We start from the raw sequence: 19,236 nt of genomic DNA, 5'->3' as shown, positions 1-19,236 counted from the left end.
CCGGCACCCATGATCAGGCGTAGGGATCCTGGGTCAGCAGGTGCGCCTTGTACCCCTCGCCGATTCCCGGCTCAGGCGTTCCGTTCCAGTCCTTGATGAGCACACCTCCTTGGGTGCAGCCCCACGGGTTCCAGGTCCAGGCGAGGTACGACAGGCCGTGCGTGTCGGCCCACTTGGTGAGCGCGTCGACGTAGTCGTAGCCGCAGTTGTCCGCGCCCATCTCGCCGATCACCACGGGCACCTGCGCCGCGAGCGGGGCTATCTCCGTGTTCCAGCAGTCGACGGCGGCACACCGGTTGAAGCTGTAGGAGTGCCAGGAGGCGACCAGGTTGCCGGTGGGGTCGTGCGGCTTGTACTGCGTCCACTCGCGAAGGTCGTTGGTCCACTCGAGCCCGCCGACCATGACGATGTTCGTGGCTCCGGTCGATCGGACGGCGTCGAGCATGCTCTGCATGCCCGCGACCTCATAGCTGAAGCCGGCGCAGGTGCCTCCGTCGCGCAGGCACCGCCAGCCCGCCTCTCTGTCGACGGTGCCGAATTCCGGCCACGGCTCGTTGAACAGGTCGAAGACCACCGCGTTGTTGCCCTTGAAGGCGTTGGCCACGCCGGTCCAGAACCGCGGGGCGTTGCGAGCGGACGGGATCGGCTTCTGGCAGGTCGCGGTCACGTCCTTGCACGCCCAGTCGACGCCGGTGAACTCTCCCCAGGTCCAGTGGAGGTCGAGGATGGGCGTGATGCCGTTGGCGACCAGGAGGTTCACGTAGTCCTTGACCTGCTGCTGGTATGCGGCGCCGCTGGGCGAACCGTTGGTGCCGAGCCAGCACTCCTCGTTCAGCGGGATGCGGAGGGCGTGGATGTTCCAGGCCTTCATCGCGTTGACGGAGGTCTGGTCGACCGGCCCGCCGTCCCACATCCCCTTGCCCTGCACGCAGGCGAACTCGCCGCTCGAGCGGTCCACGCCCAGCAGCCGGTACGGCTTGCCCTGCGCAGTGACGATCTTGTTGCCCTGGACGCGCAGCTGCGGAGCCGGCGTCTTGGGCGGATCGATGATGGTGCCGTCGCACTTCACCCCGTTGACGGAGATCGAGGCGGGCACGGGATTGGCATCGCTCCACGAACCGTTGAAGCCGAGGCCCACCGAGCCCTTGGTCGCAACCTCGCTGTTCCAGCTCAGGCTCTTGGCGGTGACGTGGGTGCCGGACTGGGACCAGTCGGCACTCCAGCCCTGACTGACGCGCTGGCCGGCGGCGGGGAAGTCGAACTCCAGAGTCCACGTTGTCAGGCGGTCACCCAGGTTGGTGAAGGAGACTTCGGCTCCGAATCCACTTCCCCATTGGCCGGTGACGGTGTACTTGGCCGTGCAGCCGGTGGCGGCCGTCGCCGCCGGACCGGTGACGAGCCCGGCGACCGTGAGGGCGGCAGTCGCCACCACGGATAAGATCGTGCGAACTTTCATCGGGGGGTGTCCTCTCTGTGGTCGTACGGCGGTGCGGAGCCGGCGGCGACCACGTCCGCCGGGTCGAAATCGAAGGTGCGGCCGCGCGCGTCCGGGTCGGGTGAGGCGGCGGCCAGCAACTTGGTGTAAGGGTGGCGCGGATCGAGGATCACCTCATCGGCCGGCCCCCGCTCCACGACCCGCCCTCGGTAGAGCACGAGGATGTCGTCGGCGAAGTGCCGCGCGGTGGCCAGGTCATGGGTGATGTAGAGGATGGCGAGATCCTCCTCCTCCTGCAGCCGGGCCAGCAGGTTGAGCACGTCGAGCCGGATGGACACGTCCAGCATGGACACCGGCTCGTCGGCCACGATCACCTTCGCGCCGGGTGCGAGGGCGCGGGCGATGGCCACCCGCTGGCGTTGCCCGCCGGAAAGCTCGTGGGGGCGGCGCTGCGCCAGCTCCTCCGCCGGCAGGTTCACGCGCTCCAGCAACCGCGCGACCTCCTGCCGGGTCTCGGCCCGTGTCCGCGCCCGGCCGTGCAGTCTCAGCGGCCGGGCCAGGTGGTGTTCGACGGTGTGGAAGGGGTTGAGCGAGGCGAAGGGGTCCTGGAACACCATCTGCACGTGGTCGCGGTAGTCGCCGCTGCCTGCGCCGTTCAGGACGACCGTGCCGGACGTGGGTCGCTCCAGGCGGGCGATGATCCTGGCGACCGTGGATTTGCCCGAGCCCGACTCGCCGACGAGTGCGGTGGTGCGGCCGGGTGTGAGCGTGAAGGAGACATGGTCCACCGCCCGCAGCCGCGTACGGCGCATGCCGTCGCCGCGCACGCGGTAGTCCTTGACCAGGTCCGCTACCTCGAGAGTGGTCACCGGGCACCTCCCGATCGCACGAAGGCGCCGCGGTCGCCGGTGAGGCTGGGGAAGGAGCCGAGCAGGCGCCGCGTGTAGGGGTGGCGTGGCTGCTTGCGGATCTCCTCGGCGCTCGCGCACTCGACGATCTCGCCGTGCAGCATGATCGCGATTCTGTCGCTCACCTCCAGGAGGAGGGGGAGGTCGTGCGTGATGAACACGACCGCGAACCCCAGTTCGTCCCGCAAGCGCAGGATCTCCTTGAGGATGCCGCGCTGGACGACGACGTCGAGGGCGCTCGTCGGCTCGTCCATGATCATGATCTGGGGTTCGAGGAGGAGCGCCATGCCGATCATGACCCGTTGCCGCATGCCTCCGGAGAGCTCGTGCGGGTAGGAGCGCAGCCGCCTAGGGTCCACCCTGACCAGCTCCAGCGCCGTGGCGCAGCGGGCCCGGCGCTCGGCCGCCGACAGTCGGGGCAGGTGGGTGGTGAGCACGTCCTCCAGCTGGGCGCCGACGGTCATGACGGGATTGAGCGAGTCCATCGCCCCCTGGAACACCATGGAGAGCTTCGCCCATCTGAAGGTACGCAGCTCGTGCGGCGGCAAGGCGAGGACGTCGACGGCTGTGCCGGCGCGGTCGTGGAAGGCGACCGTGCCGGAGGTGATCTCCGCCGGCGGCCGGTGGAGCCGGCTGATCGCATAAGCGAGGGTGGTCTTGCCGCTGCCCGACTCGCCCGCCAGGCCCAGGATCTCGCCTCGCCGTACCGTCAGCGAGATGTCCTTGACGGCCTGCACGGGCCGTTCGCCCCGGTAGGTCACCGACAGGTTGGCCACGGTGAGAACGGCGTCGTCGGCGGCCTCGTCGACACGCCCCGCCTCCTGGCGGGGCGTGTCCACCAGGCGGGCGGCCGGAATCCGGAGCTTCGGGTTGACGATCTCGTCGATGCTGAAGTTGATCAGCGCCAGGCCGCAACCGAGCAGGGCGATGATGATGCCGGGCGGCGCGAACCACCACCACGCGCCGAGTTGCAGCGCGAAGCCGTTCTGCGCGTAGTAGAGCATGGTCCCGAGCGTGGCGGAGTTGGATGCGCCCAGGCCGAGGAAGGACAGGCCGGCCTCGCTGAGAATCGCGGCGATGACCGCGAACACGAACTGGGAGGCCAGCAGGGGCAGGAGGTTCGGGAGGATCTCCACGCCGATGATGCGCCACGGCCGCTCCTTGGCCACGCGGGCGGCCAGGACGTACTCCCTGTTGCGCAACGACAGCGTCTGCGCGCGGAGCACGCGAGCCGAGCCGGCCCAGCTGGTGATCGCGAGCACCAGCGCGATCGTCCACCAGCCGCGTTGCTCCGCCGGGACGAAAGCGGAGATCACGATCACCAGCGGGAGTCCGGGGATCACCAGCATCACGTTGGACAGCAGCGAGAAGGCCTCGTCCACCAGACCACCGGCGTAGGCGCCGACGATGCCGAAGAGCGCCGACAGCAGTGTGGCCATGACGCCCACGAGCGCGCCGATGACGAGCGAGCCCCGGGTGGCGTAGGTGATCTGGGACAGCACGTCCTGGCCGGTCTGGGTGGTGCCCAGCAGGTGCTCCCCGCCCGGCGGCGTCAGCCCCATGTCGTTGATCGCGTCCGGGTCGCCGGCGAGGAGCGGTCCGACCACGCCGATGGCGGCGATGACCCCGATCAGGATCAGTCCGATCACGAATTTCGGGTCCCGCCGGCTGATTGCCGTCATGTGGCCGCCCCCGCTCGCGTCCGCGGATCGACGATGCTGTAGAGCAGGTCGACCACCAGGTTGGCGCCGAGGACGGCGACCGTGATGACCAGGAAGATGCCCTGCATGAGCGCGTAGTCGTTGTTCTCCACAGCCTGCAGGAGCTTGGAGCCGATGCCCGGATAGGAGAAGACCTGCTCGGTGACGACCGAGCCGGCCACCACGAACCCCAGCGAGATGGCGAATCCGGCGATGGAGGGCAGTGCCGCGTTGCGGGCCGCGTACCAGACCATGATGCGCCGGTTGCGCAGTCCTTTGGCGACAGCCGTACGGACGTAGTCCTCCGCCATCGTCGAGACCATCATGTTGCGCATGCCCAGCAGCCAGCCGCCGATCGAGGAGATCACGATCGTCGCGGCGGGGAGGATGCCGTAGTACACGGCCGAGGCGAGGAACTCGCCGCTCCAGCCGGGGGTGAGGTTGACGTCGTAACCACCCAGCAGCGGGAACCAGCCGAGCGCGGAGGAGAAGACGGCGACCAGGACGAGGGCCAGCCAGAAGTACGGCACGGCCGACAGCACCGTGGTCGCGGGCACCAGCGAGTCCAGCCAGGTGCCCCGGCGCCAGCCCACCAGCGCTCCCAGCGCGGTGCCGGTCAGCACTGACAGCACGGTCGCCAGGCCGACCAGGACGACGGTCCAGGGCAGCGATGCGGCGATGACCTCGGAAACGGGAGCCGGGAAGGAGCTCACGGATATGCCGAAGTCGCCGCGGGCCATGTTCCCCAGGTAGAGCAGGTACTGGGTGAACAGCGGCTCGCCGGTGTCGGTGCCGAGCATCAGCTCGTAAGCGCGGCGCGCGGCGGGGTCGACTCCGCCGCGCTGCTGCGCCTTGGCCAGCAGGATGGTGACCGGGTCACCGGGCATCATGCGGGGGATGAGGAAGTTCAGGGTCACCGCCGTCCAGAGGGCGACCAGGTAGAAGGCGATCTTGCGCAGGTAGTACAGCATCGGTCACGCGCTCATTTCCCGGTGGGCTTGAGCCGTCGGTAGATCTCCGAGTTATCCGGCGACTGCCAGGCGGCCGGGAAGGCGTAGAGGTCTTCCTTGGTCGGCCAGCCGGTGAACTTGGTGGCGTTGTAGACGCTGATCGTGCCCTGGGTGAGCAGCGGGATGTACGGCATGGCCTGTTCGATGCGGGTCTGGATGGTGTCGAACTGCGGCTGCCGTGCGGCGGTGTCCTTCGGGTCGATCTTCTTGAGCGCGGCGATGGCGGCGTCGACCTGGGGATCGGTGAAGCGGCTGACGTTCGTGCCGGCCTGCTTGCCGACCTTCTCGGTGGTGTCGGAGCCGTAGAAGTAGCTGTAGACGTAGAACGGGTCGGCGGCCGGGCCCTGGAAGAGGGAGTCGATGATCAGCTGGTAGTCACCGCGCCCGCGGGCGTCGGACCATTCGTTGAAGGACAGCTGCTGCGCGGTCACCTTGATGCCGGCCTTCTTGAGCTGCTGGGAAAGCGCGTTGACCGCGGTGATGTAGTCGGTCCAGCCGGAGACGGTCTTGAGGGTCAGCTGCAAGGGCTTGCCGTCCTTGGCGTAGATGCCGTCGGCCCCCTTGGCGTAACCGGCGCCCTCCAGGATCTGCTGGGCCCTGGCCTCGTCGGGCTGCATCGGCGCGACCTTGTTCTGCAGCCGGCCGGAGATGAACGCCTGGTCTCGTTCCAGCAGGGCAAGGCTGGGCGAGATCTCGCTGGAGGTGTTCTCGAAGGCCAGCGCGTTGAGCTGGGTGCGGTTGACGGCGTAGTAGATCGCCTGGCGGACGGCGGGGTCGGTCTGCGGTCCCTTGCAACCGAGGTCCGGGTTGCTGCAGGTGTCCAGCACCATTTGGTTCACCGGAGTGATGATGACCTTGTAGCCGGGGTAGGCCTGCTCGGCGTTCTTGACATTCGGCACGGGACCGGTCTGCCAGTCGATCTGGCCGGCCCTGATCGCCGCTGCTCCTGCCTGGTTGCCTGACAGCGACAGGACGCGGACGCGCTTGATCGTGGGTTCCCCGCCCCAATGGCTCGGGTTGGCCTTCAGCGTGTATGCCTGCGGCTTGACGTCGTCCTCAAGGTAGGGCCCGGTGGCGACGGGGTTGCGCATCTGGGCGGTCGTGGGGTCGGCCACGGACTTCCACACATGCTCAGGCACGATGTAGATGCGGCCGAGAAGCTGCGGACCGTCCACGAACGACGGCTCGTCGAACGTGACCGATACGTGGGTGTCGTCCACCGCGGTCGCCTTGCCGCGGTAGCCGGTGGTGTTCAACGCCTTGTTCTTGGCGAGCAGGTCGAGCGTGAAGACCACGTCCCTGGCGGTGAACGGCTGGCCGTCGGACCATTTCACGCCTTGGCGGAGCGTGATCGACAGTTGCGTGCCGTCGGCGTTCCACGAGAACTTCTGGCCCAGCCGTGGCTGGGGGGGATCGGCCCGAGCGGTGTTGTAGAAGAAGAGGGGCTCGTAGATCGGCCCGGTCGACGGGCTGCCCGGGGCGAAGGGATTGAAGTTGACCTGCATGTCGCCGGTGGCGCCCGTGTAGATCACGAGTATCGGCGGTGCCCCCGTGGCCGCCGGTGCCCCGGTCGATCCTCGCGGTGAGCTGCCGGACGAGGAACATCCGGTGATGGCTAAGGCCAACGCGGCCAGCCCGGCCCCGGTTCTCATGGTTAGTGCATTCCTCACCGACATCACGCGGAGTCCTCTCGAGCGGTGATGTAATTGTCGGCGCGCCGGTTCCGATTGTTAACTCAGCAACTTAAGTAAGTCAACAGTGCCTGTACCCTCGCAGTGTCGAGCGGATGGAGGGCCCATGAACGCAACAGCCAGGACCAAGCCGCATGCGAGCAGCAAGGCTGTGGTCCTGGACGCCATCCGAGCCGCGGGTACGATCAGCCGGGCCGGCCTGGTCGGGGCCACCGGGTTCACCGGCCCGACGATCACTGCCGTGGTCCGCAAGCTCATCGAGGAGGGCCTGGTCGTCGAGTCCGGCCGCGCGGAATCCACGGGTGGCAAGCGGCGGATCCTGCTGCGACTGGATCACTCGGCCAGGTACGCGGTCGGCGTGCACCTCGATCACGGCGGCATGGTCTACGTCCTGACGGATCTCGCCGGCGCCGTCGTCACCCGGATGGCCAAGCCGGGAGTGGGTGTGGAAGAGCCACGCGCCGCGGTGGAGGCCATGGCCCGGGAGATCTCCGGGCTGATCGACAGCGCCGGTGTGGAGCGCCATCGCGTGCTGGGAGTCGGGGTGGTCTTCGCGGATGCGGGATTCCCCCTCTCCGAGTCGCTCGAGCAGGCGACCGGTCTGCCCGTGGTGCTCGACAACGACGCCACGGCCGCGGCCCTGGGCGAGCACTGGGCCGGCGGATTCGGGGGTGCTTCCGCCGCCGCCGCGCTCTATCTGGGCACCAGGATCAGCGCGGGCCTGGTGATCAACGGCATCACCTATCGCGGTCCCGGCAGGAAGGCGGGCGACCTCGCGCATGTCTGTGTCCAAGCGGACGGTCCGAGGTGCCGGTGCGGTGCCCGAGGCTGCCTCGATGTGCTGGCCGGTCCCGCCGCGGTTGTCGCGGCGGCCCGTGCGGACCTGCTCGTCCCCATGCGCCGCTCGCGAGAGCCTTCGGTGGCGGCGGACTTCGCCGCCCTCAGTCGCTCGGCGCGCAGGGGCGAGCCGAGGGCGCTGGCCTTGCTGGAACGCTCCGCCCGCTACATCGCGGCGGCGGCCAGGACGCTCTCCGCGATCATGGATCTCCAGGTGCTCGTGCTGACGGGCCCTGGATTCTCCATCGCTGGTTCGATCTATCTCCCGGTGATAGAGAAGGAACTGTCGCCCGCGGTGGACGTGCGGCTCTCCCGGCTGGCCGCCACGGCCTCGGCTGTGGGCGCGGCGGCGCTGGTGCTCGAGTCGGAGCTGGTACCTCTCAGCCTGGGGGCCCGGTTGCCCGAGAATCTGAGCTCGGAGGCGATCCATTGACTTTCTTTAATTCACTACGTAAGAAAGGTGCGTGACTTTAGTTGAGGGCTGGCGGCTGCGCGCCGTGGACGGGCCGGTGCCGGAGTCCATCGCAGGCCGGGAGGTGGACGCCCGCGTACCGGGCAGCACACACCTCGATCTGCTCGAAGCGGGACTGATCCCGGATCCCTATCTCGACCAGAACGAAACACTCCTCTCCTGGATGCATCACACCGACTGGCGTTACTCCACCACCTTCCAGTCGACATCCGCCCGCCCGGGCGAGCGGGTGGACCTCGTCTTCGACGGGATCGACACGGTGGCGAGCGTCCACTTCAACGGCGAACTCCTCGGACATACCGCCAACATGCACCGCGGCTTCCGCTTCGACGTGGCCGGCCTCGTGCGTGACGGCGCGAACGAGCTGGTGGTCAACGTCCGCTCGGCGCTGCGCCACGCCGAGGAGCTGGAGGCGAGACTGGGCCGACGCCAGCGCGCATACCCCCACCCCTACAACGCGATCCGCAAGATGGCCTGCTCGTTCGGCTGGGACTGGGGCCCCGATCTGCAGACGGCGGGCATCTGGAAGCCGGTGCGCCTGGAACGCTGGGACAGCGCCCGTCTGGCGCAGGTACGCCCGCTGGTGACGGTGGACGAGGATGGCACCGGACGCGTCGAGGTACACGTGCGGCTCGATCGAGCCAGAGACGACGCCTACACCGTGGTGGCCAGGGTGGGCGGCCACGAAGCCCGGACCACCGCGTCCGGGGAATCGGCCGTGCTGACCGTGCTCGTGCCTCAGGCCCGGCTGTGGTGGCCGGCCGGCCACGGCGATCAGCCGCTGTACGAGCTGACCGTCACCCTGCTGGACCGCGACAACCCCGTGGACGAGGTACGGCGACGCGTCGGGTTCCGCACGATCACCGTGCACACCGAACCGGACGAGGTCGGCACGCCGTTCACCTTCGTCGTCAACGGCAAGCCGATCTTCGCCAAGGGCGCCAACTGGATCCCCGACGACCATTTCCTCACCCGCATCACCCGCGAGCGGATCGCCCAGCGCGTCGACCAGGCCGTCGGCGCGCACATGAACATGCTGCGGGTCTGGGGCGGCGGCATCTACGAGAGTGACGACTTCTATGACGTCTGCGACGAACGCGGCATCCTGGTCTGGCAGGACTTTCCCTTCGCCTGCGCCTTCTACGCCGAGGAAGAGCCGCTGTGGAGCGAGGTCGAGGCCGAGGCGCGCGAGAACGTCGCACGACTGACCAGCCACCCTTCACTCGCGCTGTGGTGCGGCAACAACGAGAACCTGGTGGCGTACACCGACTGGCCCGGCTGGCGTGACAGCCTGGAGGGCCGCACCTGGGGGCAGGCCTACTACACCGAACTGCTGCCCGGGATCGTGGCCGAGCTGGATCCCACCCGGCCGTACGCGCCCGGCAGCCCGTTCAGCCCCGGCACCCTGCCGCCCAACGATCCCGACCACGGCACCCGGCACGAGTGGGCGGTGTGGAACGTCGTGGACTACGTCCATTACCGCGACCACATTCCCCGCTTCTGCGCTGAGTTCGGGTTCCAGGGCCCGCCGGCCTCGGCCACGGTGGCCCGCTGGATCCACGACGAGCCGCTGACGCCGGCTTCCCCGGTGTTCCTGCAGCACCAGAAGGCCGTCAACGGTGACCACAACCTCGATCGGGGGCTGCGCCCGCACCTGCCCGTCCCCGGCACGTTCGCCGACTGGCACTGGGCGACGCAGCTCAATCAGGCAAGAGCGGTGGCGCTGGGTGTCGAGCACTTCCGCTCCTGGTGGCCCCGGACGGCCGGTGCGCTGGTGTGGCAGCTCAACGACTGCTGGCCGGCCATCTCGTGGTCCGCGGTGGATTACGAGGGGCGGGCCAAGCCGCTCTACTTCGCCCTCAGGCACGCCTTCGCGCCCCGCCTGCTGACCCTCCAGCCCAGAGACGGTCGCTGGGTTCTGGTCGCCGTCAATGACCATGACGAGCCATGGCGGACCGTGGCGACTGCATCCCGCCAGACCTTCGATGGCGAGGAACTGGCCGGACGGCAGCTGGAGCTCGCCGTACCGCCTCGATCGGTCGCGCCGGTCGAGCTGCCGGGGGAGCTCCTGAAGCCGGATGACCAGACCAGGGAGGTGCTCACGGTCGTGACAGGCGAGGGCACGCGTCTGTGCCATCTGTTCGCCGAGGACCGAGATGTCGCCTACGATCCGCGGCCGTTGACCGGCACTGTTCAGCCTGTCGACGGCGGCTACCGTGTCGAGGTGCGAGCCACCTCCTTCGCACGTGACGTCGCCCTGCTGGCAGACAGGGTGATACCCGACGCCGTGGTCGACGAGATGCTGGTGTCGTTACCGGCGGGGGCGTCGCACGTCTTCCTCGTGCGCACGCGTTCGGTGCTGGAGTGGCCGGATCAACTGGCCGCCCCAGAGGTGCTGACCAGCGCCAACGGGTTGAGTGCGGTGACATGAGCATCGCCGACGCGGTTGGCCTCGTCCTGGCAAGACCTTCCCGGCTCCTGGGCGCCGAGCCGTTCTTCATGGAGTTCATCGCGGGCATCGAAGAGCGGCTCGCAGAACACGACCGGTCCGTGCTGCTGCACATCGTGACCACGCACGAACAGGAAGTGGCGGCATACCGGCGATGGGCCGCCCACCGCACCGTCGACGCCGTCGTGCTGGTGAACAGGGCCGTTCACGACACCAGGCCTGCCGCCCTGCGGGAGCTGGGCATACCCGTCGTGGTGGCGGGCGAACCGGCCGGTGACGCCCCCACCGTGCGGACCAACGACGAGGGCGCGGTTCACCAAGCCGTCTCCCATCTGCATGATCTCGGTCATCGCCGGATCGCACGGATCAGCGGTCCGAACACCCTGCTCCACACCCGGACCCGCACCAGGGCACTGCTCCAGGCCGCGGGTGCGGCAGGTATCGAAGCGATCGTCGAGGAGGGAGACTATTCGGAGGAGTCGGGCGCCAAGCTGACGGAGATGTTGCTGAACCGGCCGGATCCTCCCACAGCGATCGTCTACGACAACGACCTGATGGCGGTCGCGGGGCTCAACGCCGCGAAAGAGCTGGGTGTCCGGGTGCCCCACGACCTCAGCCTGATCGCCTGGGACGACTCCAGCCTGTGCCGGCTCACCTCACCCGCACTCACCGCCATGAGCCTGGACGTCCACCTCTTCGGGCAGATCGTGGCGGATTCGACGCTGGATCTCATCGCAGGAACACCGGTGGCGGAACGATGGTGCCCGACCGCGACCCTGGTCGCCCGGGAAACCAGCGCATCTGCCCTCATCGCGAGGTGAAGAGGCTCTGGAGGCTCACGGCAGCGGCACCGCGCGCCCACTCCTCGAACGGCAACGGCCGGATGACCAGCGGGCACTTTCCGGCGGCGCCGTAGGCCTGCGCGTTGAAGGTCTCCCTGATGTATTCCTCGAACAGGTCGTAGGCGGCCAGCCCCTCGCCGGTGACGACGACCTTCTCCGGACCGACGAGGTTCACCAGTGCCGCGAGGCCCCGCCCCATGGCTCGCCCGGCGATCGCGAAGACCTCCCGGACAGCCGGATGCCCGGCATGGGCCAGATCGACGGCTCCGGGAAGGCCGAGCCCCGCATCGCCGGTCACCGCCCGCGCCTGCCTCACGATCGCAGGCTCGGAGGCGATCGCCTCGAGACAGCCTCGCCCACTGCAATAGCAGGCCGGTCCGGAGGCCGAGACCGGAATGTGCCCGATCTCGCCCGCGACACCGTATCCACCCGTGACCAGGGCGCCGTTGACCACGAGGCCGCAGCCGATGCCAGCCCCTACGGTCACGACGGCGAACGTGGTGGCGCCGACCCCCTCGCCGAACCACTGTTCGGCCACGGCCAGTGCGTTGACGTCGTTCTCGACCGTCACCGTCAACCCGGTGGCGGAGGCGGCGAGGTCGGCCAGTGGTACGTCCCGCCACTCCAGGAAGGGGTTGTAGCGGACCAGGCCGCTCGCCTTGTCCACGTCGCCGGCGACCGAGATGCCCAGACAGTGTGTCCGCTCGCGGCCACCGGCCAGGTCGGTCACGACCTGGGCCACGGCCTCCACCACGGCGGGCACGTCCTTGGTCGCGAGCGGCAGGTGCCTCGCGCTCCGAACCTCAGCACGAAGATCGGTGAGCACCGCGATCAGCTCGGTCTCAGTGATCTTCACGCCGACGAAGTGCTCCCGGTCGGCCCGGACCGCCAAGGGCGCGACCGGACGGCCCAGACGGGCGCCGGTGCGGCCGCCGCTCGGGAGCTCGTACAGGTACCCGGCCTCCAAGATCGGTCTAGCGACCTGGGTGACCGCTGCGGACGAAAGCCCGGTGATTTTCGCGATATCTGTGCGGGAGATCGGCCCGTGGGTAAGAACCGTGGTGAAGACCGCGGTCGCAGCGGGCGTGGTAGTCACCGGATGTGGGCGCATATGAGTGACAAGGCTATCCCGACGAACTTTCCCCGCTAACCCGGCTTCGCCGAATCATGCCGGGCTAGCCGTACGGCAGGCGTCCGTTGTCCACTCTCGCGATCGCCATGCGCTCGGTGGGCTGATGATCGAAGCGTTGGTGGTTCGCGCTGCACAGCTGCTTCGCCAGTCGCCGGGCATCCTCGCATCTGGATGGGTTGTACGAGATCGCTGGTGTGCCCGCGTGGGCACACCACGTCGAATGGACCCGATCGAACTCGTCACAACAGCTGCAACCAACGTGCAATTAGCCCAAGGGCGTCATCGCGCACCGGTCGCCGCTCGACCAGGCCGCCGGCTGCGAAAGTCCGGGCGGCTACCTCGGCAAGAGTCTTGCCGGCCGTCTAGCCGGCCTCGCGTTCGGCCTCCTGGAGCCGCCGCCACTTCGCCATCGACTGGTTGACCTCTTCGCGTATGAACGCGAAGAACCGGCGGGTCTCGTCCAGCCGCCGCCCGGCAGGAGAGTCGAGACCCAGCACCGCGACGCCCTCGTCGGCGCCGACCTGCACCCGGGCCAGCATCGGGTCGGACTGGCTGACGAAGTGGCTCCAGGTGTGCTCGTGGATCCGGCAGAAGTCGTGCCGGGCACCGGGTTCGCGGCCGCGCTCGACCAGCCGCACCTGCACCAGGTACTTGACCGCCCCCGAGATCGCCGACGCGCCGACCCCCAGTCGCTCGGCGAGCTCGGCGGCAGACAGCTTGCCGGAGTCGGTGACCAGCAGCGCGGCGTACACGCGTGAGGCCATCCGGGGCATGCCGGATTCGACCATGATCTGTGCGAACCGTTCCTGGAAGACGGCGATGGCACCCTCGTCCGCTCGCGTCACCCAAGCTCCCTTCCTCGTCGCGGCCTCAACAGTCTAGAGTCATTCATATATTTCACGAAATTCGTGAAATACGAGTAGTGTCACTGTCGTGAAGGACACTGAACTCGTTGGAGTACAGAAGACCCTCAGCCCCGTCCTCAGGGCCAAAGCACTGGACAACCGACTGCCTGACCCGATCCTCGGCGACGAACACGCTGAGCAGGCGATGCGCCGCCTCGACCCCGACTACGACACCCGCAGATTCGGCGCCAGCCAGATGGGCCTCGCCGCCGTGGTGCGCGCCAAGGCCCACGACGACTGGGCCCGAAGCTTCCTCGCCGACCACCCCGACGCGGTGGTGCTGCACCTGGGCTGCGGCCTCGACGCCCGGGTGTACCGGATCGATCCGCCCGTCACCGTCGACTGGTACGACCTGGACTATCCCTCCGTCATCGAACTGCGGCAACAATTCCTGCCGCCGCGCGAGCACTACACCCTGATCGACTCCAGCGTCACCGACCTGACCTGGCTGGAACGCATCCCCCGCGGCCGACCGGCGCTGATGATCGCCGAGGGACTGGTGCCCTACCTGACCGAGACCGACGTCCGGCAACTGCTGACCGGCGTCGTCGACGCCTTCCCCACCGGCCAGATACAGTTCGACACGGTGCCGGTCTGGGCGTGGCGAACCTCGAAATGGGACCCCTCGCTGCGCAGATACGACGCCCAGTTCCACTGCGGCTTCAACGACCCGGCCGCGCTGGCCGATTGGCATCCCCGGCTCGAATACGTCGATGAGGCGCCGATGTACGACTCACCGGCGCTGATGGCCAAGGCACCCGCAAACATACGCCGCATGTACCGCCTCATGAACCTGCTGCCGGGCATGAAACGGTCCACCCGCATCGTGCGGTTCCGGTTCTAACGCGCCGACGTCAGTACTGCGACTGCTCGGCGCGTTATCGACCAGCGTCATTCCCCCCGAAACGCGCCACATGCAGTCGGCTGGATGGGGCAGATCTGAAAGCCCCTGATGCCGGCGAAATCTGGCACTGGACCCCGTGGACGGGACGGCCGACTTCCTGCAGGGCATCCCGCTCTGCGGCGTGCCTTGGGTCTGCTCGATGAGCTGCGCTCCGCCTGCGGGAACCGCTGGAAGAAGAGCCAGAAGTCGTCCAAGTCAATAAGGCTGCTGCCGGCTTCGCCCGGACAATGCCACAACACGGAGACATCGATGCAGCCCCTCCTCCACAGCCGCGTTGAAGACGGCCTTCAGGAGCCGGTATGCCTCCGCCACAGTGACCGGCTGTAGCCGGTGTTCATGCCGCGACCTCCGTGCTGTTGTTGGACTTGGTGTTGGTGCGGGGCGCGAGCATCTGCCGCGCCTTGATCGAGTAGGCGAGTCGCCCGGAACCGTTGACGTACGGCGTGACGGTCAGGCCCTCGAACTCGACCGGCGTGTACGGCAGCCCCGCGACGGGAGCCGGGGCGACCGGTTGAGTGGGGCTGAGGATTTTGACCGCCACAGTCTTCTGGGCCGCCTTGAGCGACGGGTCGGCGTCCATGACGGGGATCTGCCAGACGAGTCCACCCGTCTGCTTGTCCCTCGCCTGGACGAACCTGCCGTTCGTGGAAAGCCTCGAAGTCCTTGACTTGCTCGACGTCCCCGACGGCGTAGCAGCTGTACGGGAAGACCTGGGCGAACGTCACGGGGATAGGACACTCGGCGCATAAGGGGTCAGCTATGAAGTAGCTCCGTGAGTGGCCCGCGCACATCCGCGGGGTACAGGTTCAGCTGCTCGAACTCGGCGGCAGTCGCCCATCTGAGCTCGAAGCTGTTGTTCGGTCCGTGTTCCGTAGCCTCCTCGCCAGAGAGCAACGGGGCGCCGTTGACGTCGCGCATGAGGAAGTAGAAGGCGGGCCGGCCATTGTGTGAGCTGGCGAAGAGCAGCCGGTCGATCGTCCCAGTGAGAGTCGTCTCCTCGTGGAGTTCGCGCACTGCCGCGTACTCTGGCGACTCGCCATCCTCCACATGGCCTCCGGGAAGAACCGCGTAGTGGTGCCCAGGACACGCCGCCCCCCGCCAGCCTGCGGCGTCGCACATGACGCAGGCGACGCCGGGGTCGCGCCGGAGGAACCGCTTGATGACCAGGACTCGGGTACCGTCGACGACCACGGCGACCGCTCGGGGGATCGGCATGAAATGGATCCTACGGTTCGGCCCGGCGGAGTCGGATGAGTTCCGCCCGGTCGTCGATCAAAGGCTGTGTGCCGTGATCTAACGAATGGGGTGAGCGTCCTCAAGCTCGCGACGGTCCCCGGGAAGCACGGATTCGACCACGACCCCAGGGTTTGCCGGTGGCGTCGCAGGCGACGGCGTAGACGGTCAGCAGAGCGGCCGAGCTCTTGACGTCGAGCAGGGCGCACTCCTCCTTGGTCGGATTGCGTGCAGTGATGTGCTCAACGATGTGATCAAGTGCCGTGCCTGCACGTCTGCCACTTCGCCGCTGAGTACCTCGCCAGGGCGGAGTCCTTTCAGGAATGCCCAGAGTTCGGGATTCTCGGTCGCGGCCGGCGACAGGCCGATCCTTTCCTCTTATCGACATCGATCACTTCGGCAGTGACGCGCCGGCCGACCTGTATGACCTCATCCGGCAGGCGACACCAGGAGACGTCCAAAGGCCCGATCTCGGCCGATGCCAGACCCAGCCACCCGTCAAGCCTCACCGCGGCCCCGTGAGGACGTCCCACCTGCGTGATTGTCCCCGAGACGATGTCGCCGACCCGAACCGCCCTCAAGATTTCCACTATGTCTTGATCGTTCGTCGGCCTGTCCACACTGCCCACTTTGTCATAACCACGGTGATGTCACCCGCTGCAATTGCCGGGCCGTTAGGAGGGGTGACGAGGGGTCAACCACGGTCGCTCAGGGCCGCTCCGTTGCCCAGCTCAGCGCCTTATCATGCCGTGATCGACGCAGTTCCCAAGCTGACAGCGCGGGTTCGATTCCCGTCACCCGCTCCAAGCAAGAAGGTCAGCTCAGGATCACAGGTCCAGGCCCGAGCCTCTTACTGCAATCGACTCAGTCCAGATCCCTTCCGGGCGCGAGAATACGATCAGCGAACTCCGCTGTGCCAACATTGCCATCAGGTTGAACACTGATGGCAGTGGCTCCACCATCAGTATGGATCAGCCAAGCAAGTACCGCCTCAGTCACCGGCGTGCCATCGTACCCCTCGTTCCAGTGCGCATGCCATCCGCCCCCTGGGATAACGCTCGCAACGCGCTCTCCCCGTTCCAAGTGGGAGAAGTCCGGCCACTCGGTGACGGGGCGCAGCGCACCCCTTTGGGGATCCACGACAAGCGCCACCCCAGTAGCCGAATCCCATGCCTCCACCGGTCGCATGCGTCCGGTCTCAGTCTCCGTCCCGGTGAAGATCGCAGTCCAGCCCGTCGCACTGAAGTACCGCATAGATCAATTTTCGCACTACTGCTCCCTCAGCGGCCAAGAAAACGTCGGTGCGGATTTCTGACCAGTGAGTCAGGCAACCCGCGCCCATTGTGCCCCTTCGGTTGGCTGCCACGGGGAAGTCACGGGGACTCACGGTCACTCGACCGGCATACGGCCAGGCCAGCGTCTCCCCCGCTCATGGGCCATGATCTTGAAAGAGTTCCCAAGCTGACAGCTCGGGTTCGATTCCCGTCTCTACTCCTCGAACCAGGCCACCAAGCGGACAGCATCGTCTCCATGAACATGCGCGAGCGTACGCATGACTGTCCATACGCCATGCCAAAGGCTGTCAGGCGGTACGGCACGGCGGCGCGTGGCACGCTCAACACGGAAGACGGTGTCTCTGTCCCTCCACTCGGTACCTTCATCCCACAGCACAGCAACCTGATAAGGGTCGACCGTCAAAGTATCCACGCCACTTACCCGAGCGAATCTGCGGCTCCATACCGAGCGGTAAACGAGTTCCAGGCTCTGATCGGCAAGCTGCCGGTACTGGGCTACGTTGGTCGGATGAAGTGCAGGTTCATCCCAGTCGATCGCGGTGACCTCACCCCAGTTCAACCACGTGACACCGAAGGCAGCTTCCCCCCATTCCGCCAAACCCGCTTTTGTGGTCTCCGACGCATCCTGAGGGAGCCCGCGATCGGCCGCTATCGGTCGCCAGCGGCCTGAGCTGCGAACCCCGAAGAGACAATCGAAGGCCTCGTAGTCTCTACCAACCAACATCTTCAGCGAGATGGCCGCGCACCAAGCGGTCTCGCCGACATCGAGACCGGGAGTCCATGTGCGGCACTCGATGAATCCGTGGATGTCGGTTCCCATGCCGAGATCTTCTTGTCCACGCGGAGGCGCTGTCCAACCCTTTGTAACCACGAGTCACTCGCCGGTAGGGCCTTAGACGAGTGAGGTAGATGCCCGAGCAGAGCGAGTGGAGTTCGTGCAGGCCGCCGGGCCGTGCCCGCGCGGACGGCAGTTCCTGTGCGAACCGCGATGGTTCTCCGCCATCCGGATGAGCTCCAGCACAGCGGATCACGAGCTGAAACGGGGGGAGAGAGGCCAACCACGGTCAGTTAGGACCAGCCCTCCGCCCCAGCTCAGACCCTCTGCGAGCAAGTTGACTGCGCGGATTCGATTCCCGTCACCCGCTCCCAGCGCGAAGGCCCAAGATGCTCCTATGGATGTCAATCGGAGCGTTCCTGGTCGTTCGTTGTGGTGATGAGTCCGTAAAGTTCGCGGGCGACGTAGCGCTTCAGGCAGCGGATGATCTCTTTCTTGGACAGGCCGTCTTGGGTGCGTCGGTCCATGTAGGCGCGGGTGCGGGCATCCCAGCGCAGGCGGCACAGGACGACGCGGTAGAGGGCGGCGTTGGCCTGCCGGTCGCCGCCGCGGTTGAGGCGGTGCCGGGTGGTCTTGCCGGAGGAGGCCGGGATCGGCGCGACGCCGCAGAGCATGGCGAAGGCGGCTTCGCTGCCGATCCGGTCGTGGTTCTCGCCGGCGGTGACCAGGAGCTGTCCCGCGATCTCGGTGCCCACGCCATGGGCGGCGATCAGCCGTGGGTTGATCGCCATCACCAGGACGTCCAGGAGCTCGTCGAGGTCGGCGATCTCGGCGGACAGCTGCTGGTGGCGGCGGGCCAGGGAGCGCAGCGCGAGCTGGGTGGCGGTGGTCGGGTCGGCGGCGGCCTCGCGGTCGGAGGTCAGGGCGGCGCAGGTGGCGATGAGTTTCGTGCTGGACAGGCCCCGCAGGCTTTGGCGCAGGGCGTCCGGGGCGGTGACGATCAGGGCCTTGATCCGGCGTTGGGTGTCGGCGCGCTGGTCGATGGCGCTGCGGCGGGCGATGCGCAGGGCGCGCAGCGCTTCGATGCGGCCGTCGCGCCGTTTCGGGGTGCCGGTGCGGTCACCGGCGAGGGCGGCCTTGGCGGCGGCGATGGCGTCGATCGGGTCGGACTTGCCGTGGAAGCGGCGGCTCTTGCGGTCGGGCCGGTCGATCTCGATCACGTTGATGTGCTCGGCCTGCAGCAGCCGGGTGAGCCCGGCTCCGTAGGCGCCGGTGCCTTCCACCCCGACCCGGCTCAGCTGCCCGAAGGCGCGCATCCAGGCGAGCAGGGCGGTGTAGCCGGCGGGGGTGGCGGGGAACTGCTCGGTGCCCAGCACCCGGCCGACTCCATCGATCACGGCCGCGGTGTGGGTGTCCTGGTGGGTGTCCACGCCGCCGGCGACTTCAGTGAGCGGCGTGCTGTCGGGTGTAATGGAGGTCATCGTCGTCCTGTCGTCTGACCGAGGGGGCGGGACGGCACGCACCAGCCGGGGCAGCGCGGACAAGACAGTGATGGGGCCTCTGGCCAGGCTCCTATGAAGTCACAGGTGCCGCGTCCGGTGAGTGCAGATGAGCGCTTCCCGTCCAGGGCCGACAGATCCCGTTGAGG

17 protein-coding genes are annotated in these 19,236 nt (G+C 67.5%); 4 read left to right on the top strand and 13 right to left on the bottom strand.

Annotated features, from left to right (window positions below):
* Nucleotides 1–13: 13 nt before the first annotated feature.
* From HD596_RS17280 to HD596_RS17260, 5 genes are read right to left on the bottom strand one after another with little or no spacing between them, the layout of a single operon-like run.
* The gene (locus HD596_RS17280; protein WP_221519372.1) at nucleotides 14–1,432 is read right to left on the bottom strand and encodes a cellulase family glycosylhydrolase; all 1,419 of its coding nucleotides are present in this window, start codon (nucleotides 1,430–1,432) and stop codon (nucleotides 14–16) included.
* Nucleotides 1,433–1,452: 20 nt separating this feature from the next.
* On the bottom strand, nucleotides 1,453–2,304 hold the full coding sequence (locus HD596_RS17275) for an ABC transporter ATP-binding protein (protein WP_185070299.1): 852 nt from the start codon (nucleotides 2,302–2,304) through the stop codon (nucleotides 1,453–1,455).
* Complete coding sequence (locus HD596_RS17270; RefSeq protein ID WP_185070297.1) at nucleotides 2,301–4,025, bottom strand: dipeptide/oligopeptide/nickel ABC transporter permease/ATP-binding protein; 1,725 nt, start codon at nucleotides 4,023–4,025, stop codon at nucleotides 2,301–2,303. The genes HD596_RS17275 and HD596_RS17270 overlap by 4 nt, the downstream gene beginning before the upstream one ends.
* Nucleotides 4,022–5,014: an ABC transporter permease gene (locus tag HD596_RS17265; protein ID WP_185070295.1), complete on the bottom strand. Its 993-nt coding sequence runs from the start codon at nucleotides 5,012–5,014 to the stop codon at nucleotides 4,022–4,024. Before HD596_RS17265 ends, HD596_RS17270 begins: the two co-directional genes overlap by 4 nt.
* An 11-nt stretch (nucleotides 5,015–5,025) precedes the next feature.
* Nucleotides 5,026–6,585 carry an ABC transporter substrate-binding protein gene (locus tag HD596_RS17260; RefSeq protein ID WP_221519371.1) on the bottom strand — a complete coding sequence of 520 codons (1,560 nt, stop codon included), beginning with the start codon at nucleotides 6,583–6,585 and terminating at the stop codon, nucleotides 5,026–5,028.
* Nucleotides 6,586–6,850: 265 nt separating this feature from the next.
* Between HD596_RS17260 and HD596_RS17255 the strand changes: the two genes are divergently transcribed.
* From HD596_RS17255 to HD596_RS17245, 3 genes are read left to right on the top strand one after another with little or no spacing between them, the layout of a single operon-like run.
* A complete protein-coding gene (locus HD596_RS17255; RefSeq protein WP_185070291.1) occupies nucleotides 6,851–8,014 on the top strand; it encodes an ROK family transcriptional regulator in 1,164 nt (387 codons plus the stop codon).
* Between the two features lie 31 nt (nucleotides 8,015–8,045).
* Complete coding sequence (locus HD596_RS17250; RefSeq protein WP_185070289.1) at nucleotides 8,046–10,484, top strand: glycoside hydrolase family 2 protein; 2,439 nt, start codon at nucleotides 8,046–8,048, stop codon at nucleotides 10,482–10,484.
* Nucleotides 10,481–11,323: a LacI family DNA-binding transcriptional regulator gene (locus HD596_RS17245; protein ID WP_185070287.1), complete on the top strand. Its 843-nt coding sequence runs from the start codon at nucleotides 10,481–10,483 to the stop codon at nucleotides 11,321–11,323. Before HD596_RS17250 ends, HD596_RS17245 begins: the two co-directional genes overlap by 4 nt.
* Here HD596_RS17245 and HD596_RS17240 read toward each other — a convergent pair.
* Nucleotides 11,310–12,311: an ROK family protein gene (locus tag HD596_RS17240; RefSeq protein WP_221519370.1), complete on the bottom strand. Its 1,002-nt coding sequence runs from the start codon at nucleotides 12,309–12,311 to the stop codon at nucleotides 11,310–11,312. The two genes, HD596_RS17245 and HD596_RS17240, sit on opposite strands and share 14 nt — an antisense overlap.
* 527 nt (nucleotides 12,312–12,838) lie before the next feature.
* Complete coding sequence (locus tag HD596_RS17235) at nucleotides 12,839–13,321, bottom strand: GbsR/MarR family transcriptional regulator (RefSeq protein WP_185070283.1); 483 nt, start codon at nucleotides 13,319–13,321, stop codon at nucleotides 12,839–12,841.
* 88 nt (nucleotides 13,322–13,409) lie between these two features.
* Here HD596_RS17235 and HD596_RS17230 point away from each other — a divergent pair, with 88 nt between their 5' ends.
* The gene (locus tag HD596_RS17230; protein WP_185070281.1) at nucleotides 13,410–14,225 is read left to right on the top strand and encodes a class I SAM-dependent methyltransferase; all 816 of its coding nucleotides are present in this window, start codon (nucleotides 13,410–13,412) and stop codon (nucleotides 14,223–14,225) included.
* Nucleotides 14,226–14,619: 394 nt separating this feature from the next.
* On the opposite strand, the gene HD596_RS61800 is transcribed toward HD596_RS17230, so the two are convergent.
* The 6 genes from HD596_RS61800 to HD596_RS17200 all read right to left on the bottom strand — a co-directional run bounded on the left by HD596_RS61800 (nucleotide 14,620) and on the right by HD596_RS17200 (nucleotide 19,069).
* On the bottom strand, nucleotides 14,620–14,865 hold the full coding sequence (locus HD596_RS61800; RefSeq protein ID WP_246554525.1) for a hypothetical protein: 246 nt from the start codon (nucleotides 14,863–14,865) through the stop codon (nucleotides 14,620–14,622).
* 173 nt (nucleotides 14,866–15,038) lie between these two features.
* Nucleotides 15,039–15,500: an NUDIX domain-containing protein gene (locus tag HD596_RS61795; RefSeq protein WP_185070279.1), complete on the bottom strand. Its 462-nt coding sequence runs from the start codon at nucleotides 15,498–15,500 to the stop codon at nucleotides 15,039–15,041.
* 100 nt (nucleotides 15,501–15,600) lie between these two features.
* Nucleotides 15,601–15,906 carry a UTRA domain-containing protein gene (locus HD596_RS65665; protein WP_185070277.1) on the bottom strand — a complete coding sequence of 102 codons (306 nt, stop codon included), beginning with the start codon at nucleotides 15,904–15,906 and terminating at the stop codon, nucleotides 15,601–15,603.
* Nucleotides 15,836–16,108 (bottom strand): S1 RNA-binding domain-containing protein, encoded by a 273-nt coding sequence (locus tag HD596_RS65660; RefSeq protein WP_376776146.1) that lies wholly within the window; start codon nucleotides 16,106–16,108, stop codon nucleotides 15,836–15,838. Before HD596_RS65660 ends, HD596_RS65665 begins: the two co-directional genes overlap by 71 nt.
* Before the next feature lie 898 nt (nucleotides 16,109–17,006).
* Nucleotides 17,007–17,633 (bottom strand): hypothetical protein, encoded by a 627-nt coding sequence (locus tag HD596_RS17205; protein WP_185070273.1) that lies wholly within the window; start codon nucleotides 17,631–17,633, stop codon nucleotides 17,007–17,009.
* 359 nt (nucleotides 17,634–17,992) lie between these two features.
* Nucleotides 17,993–19,069 carry an IS110 family RNA-guided transposase gene (locus HD596_RS17200; protein WP_185070271.1) on the bottom strand — a complete coding sequence of 359 codons (1,077 nt, stop codon included), beginning with the start codon at nucleotides 19,067–19,069 and terminating at the stop codon, nucleotides 17,993–17,995.
* Between the last annotated feature and the right edge of the window lie 167 nt (nucleotides 19,070–19,236).

Source organism: Nonomuraea jabiensis, assembly GCF_014204795.1.
Lineage (GTDB): Bacteria > Actinomycetota > Actinomycetes > Streptosporangiales > Streptosporangiaceae > Nonomuraea > Nonomuraea jabiensis.
The sequence above is the reverse complement of the archived record's forward strand: the minus strand, read 5'-3'. Positions and strand labels throughout refer to the sequence as shown.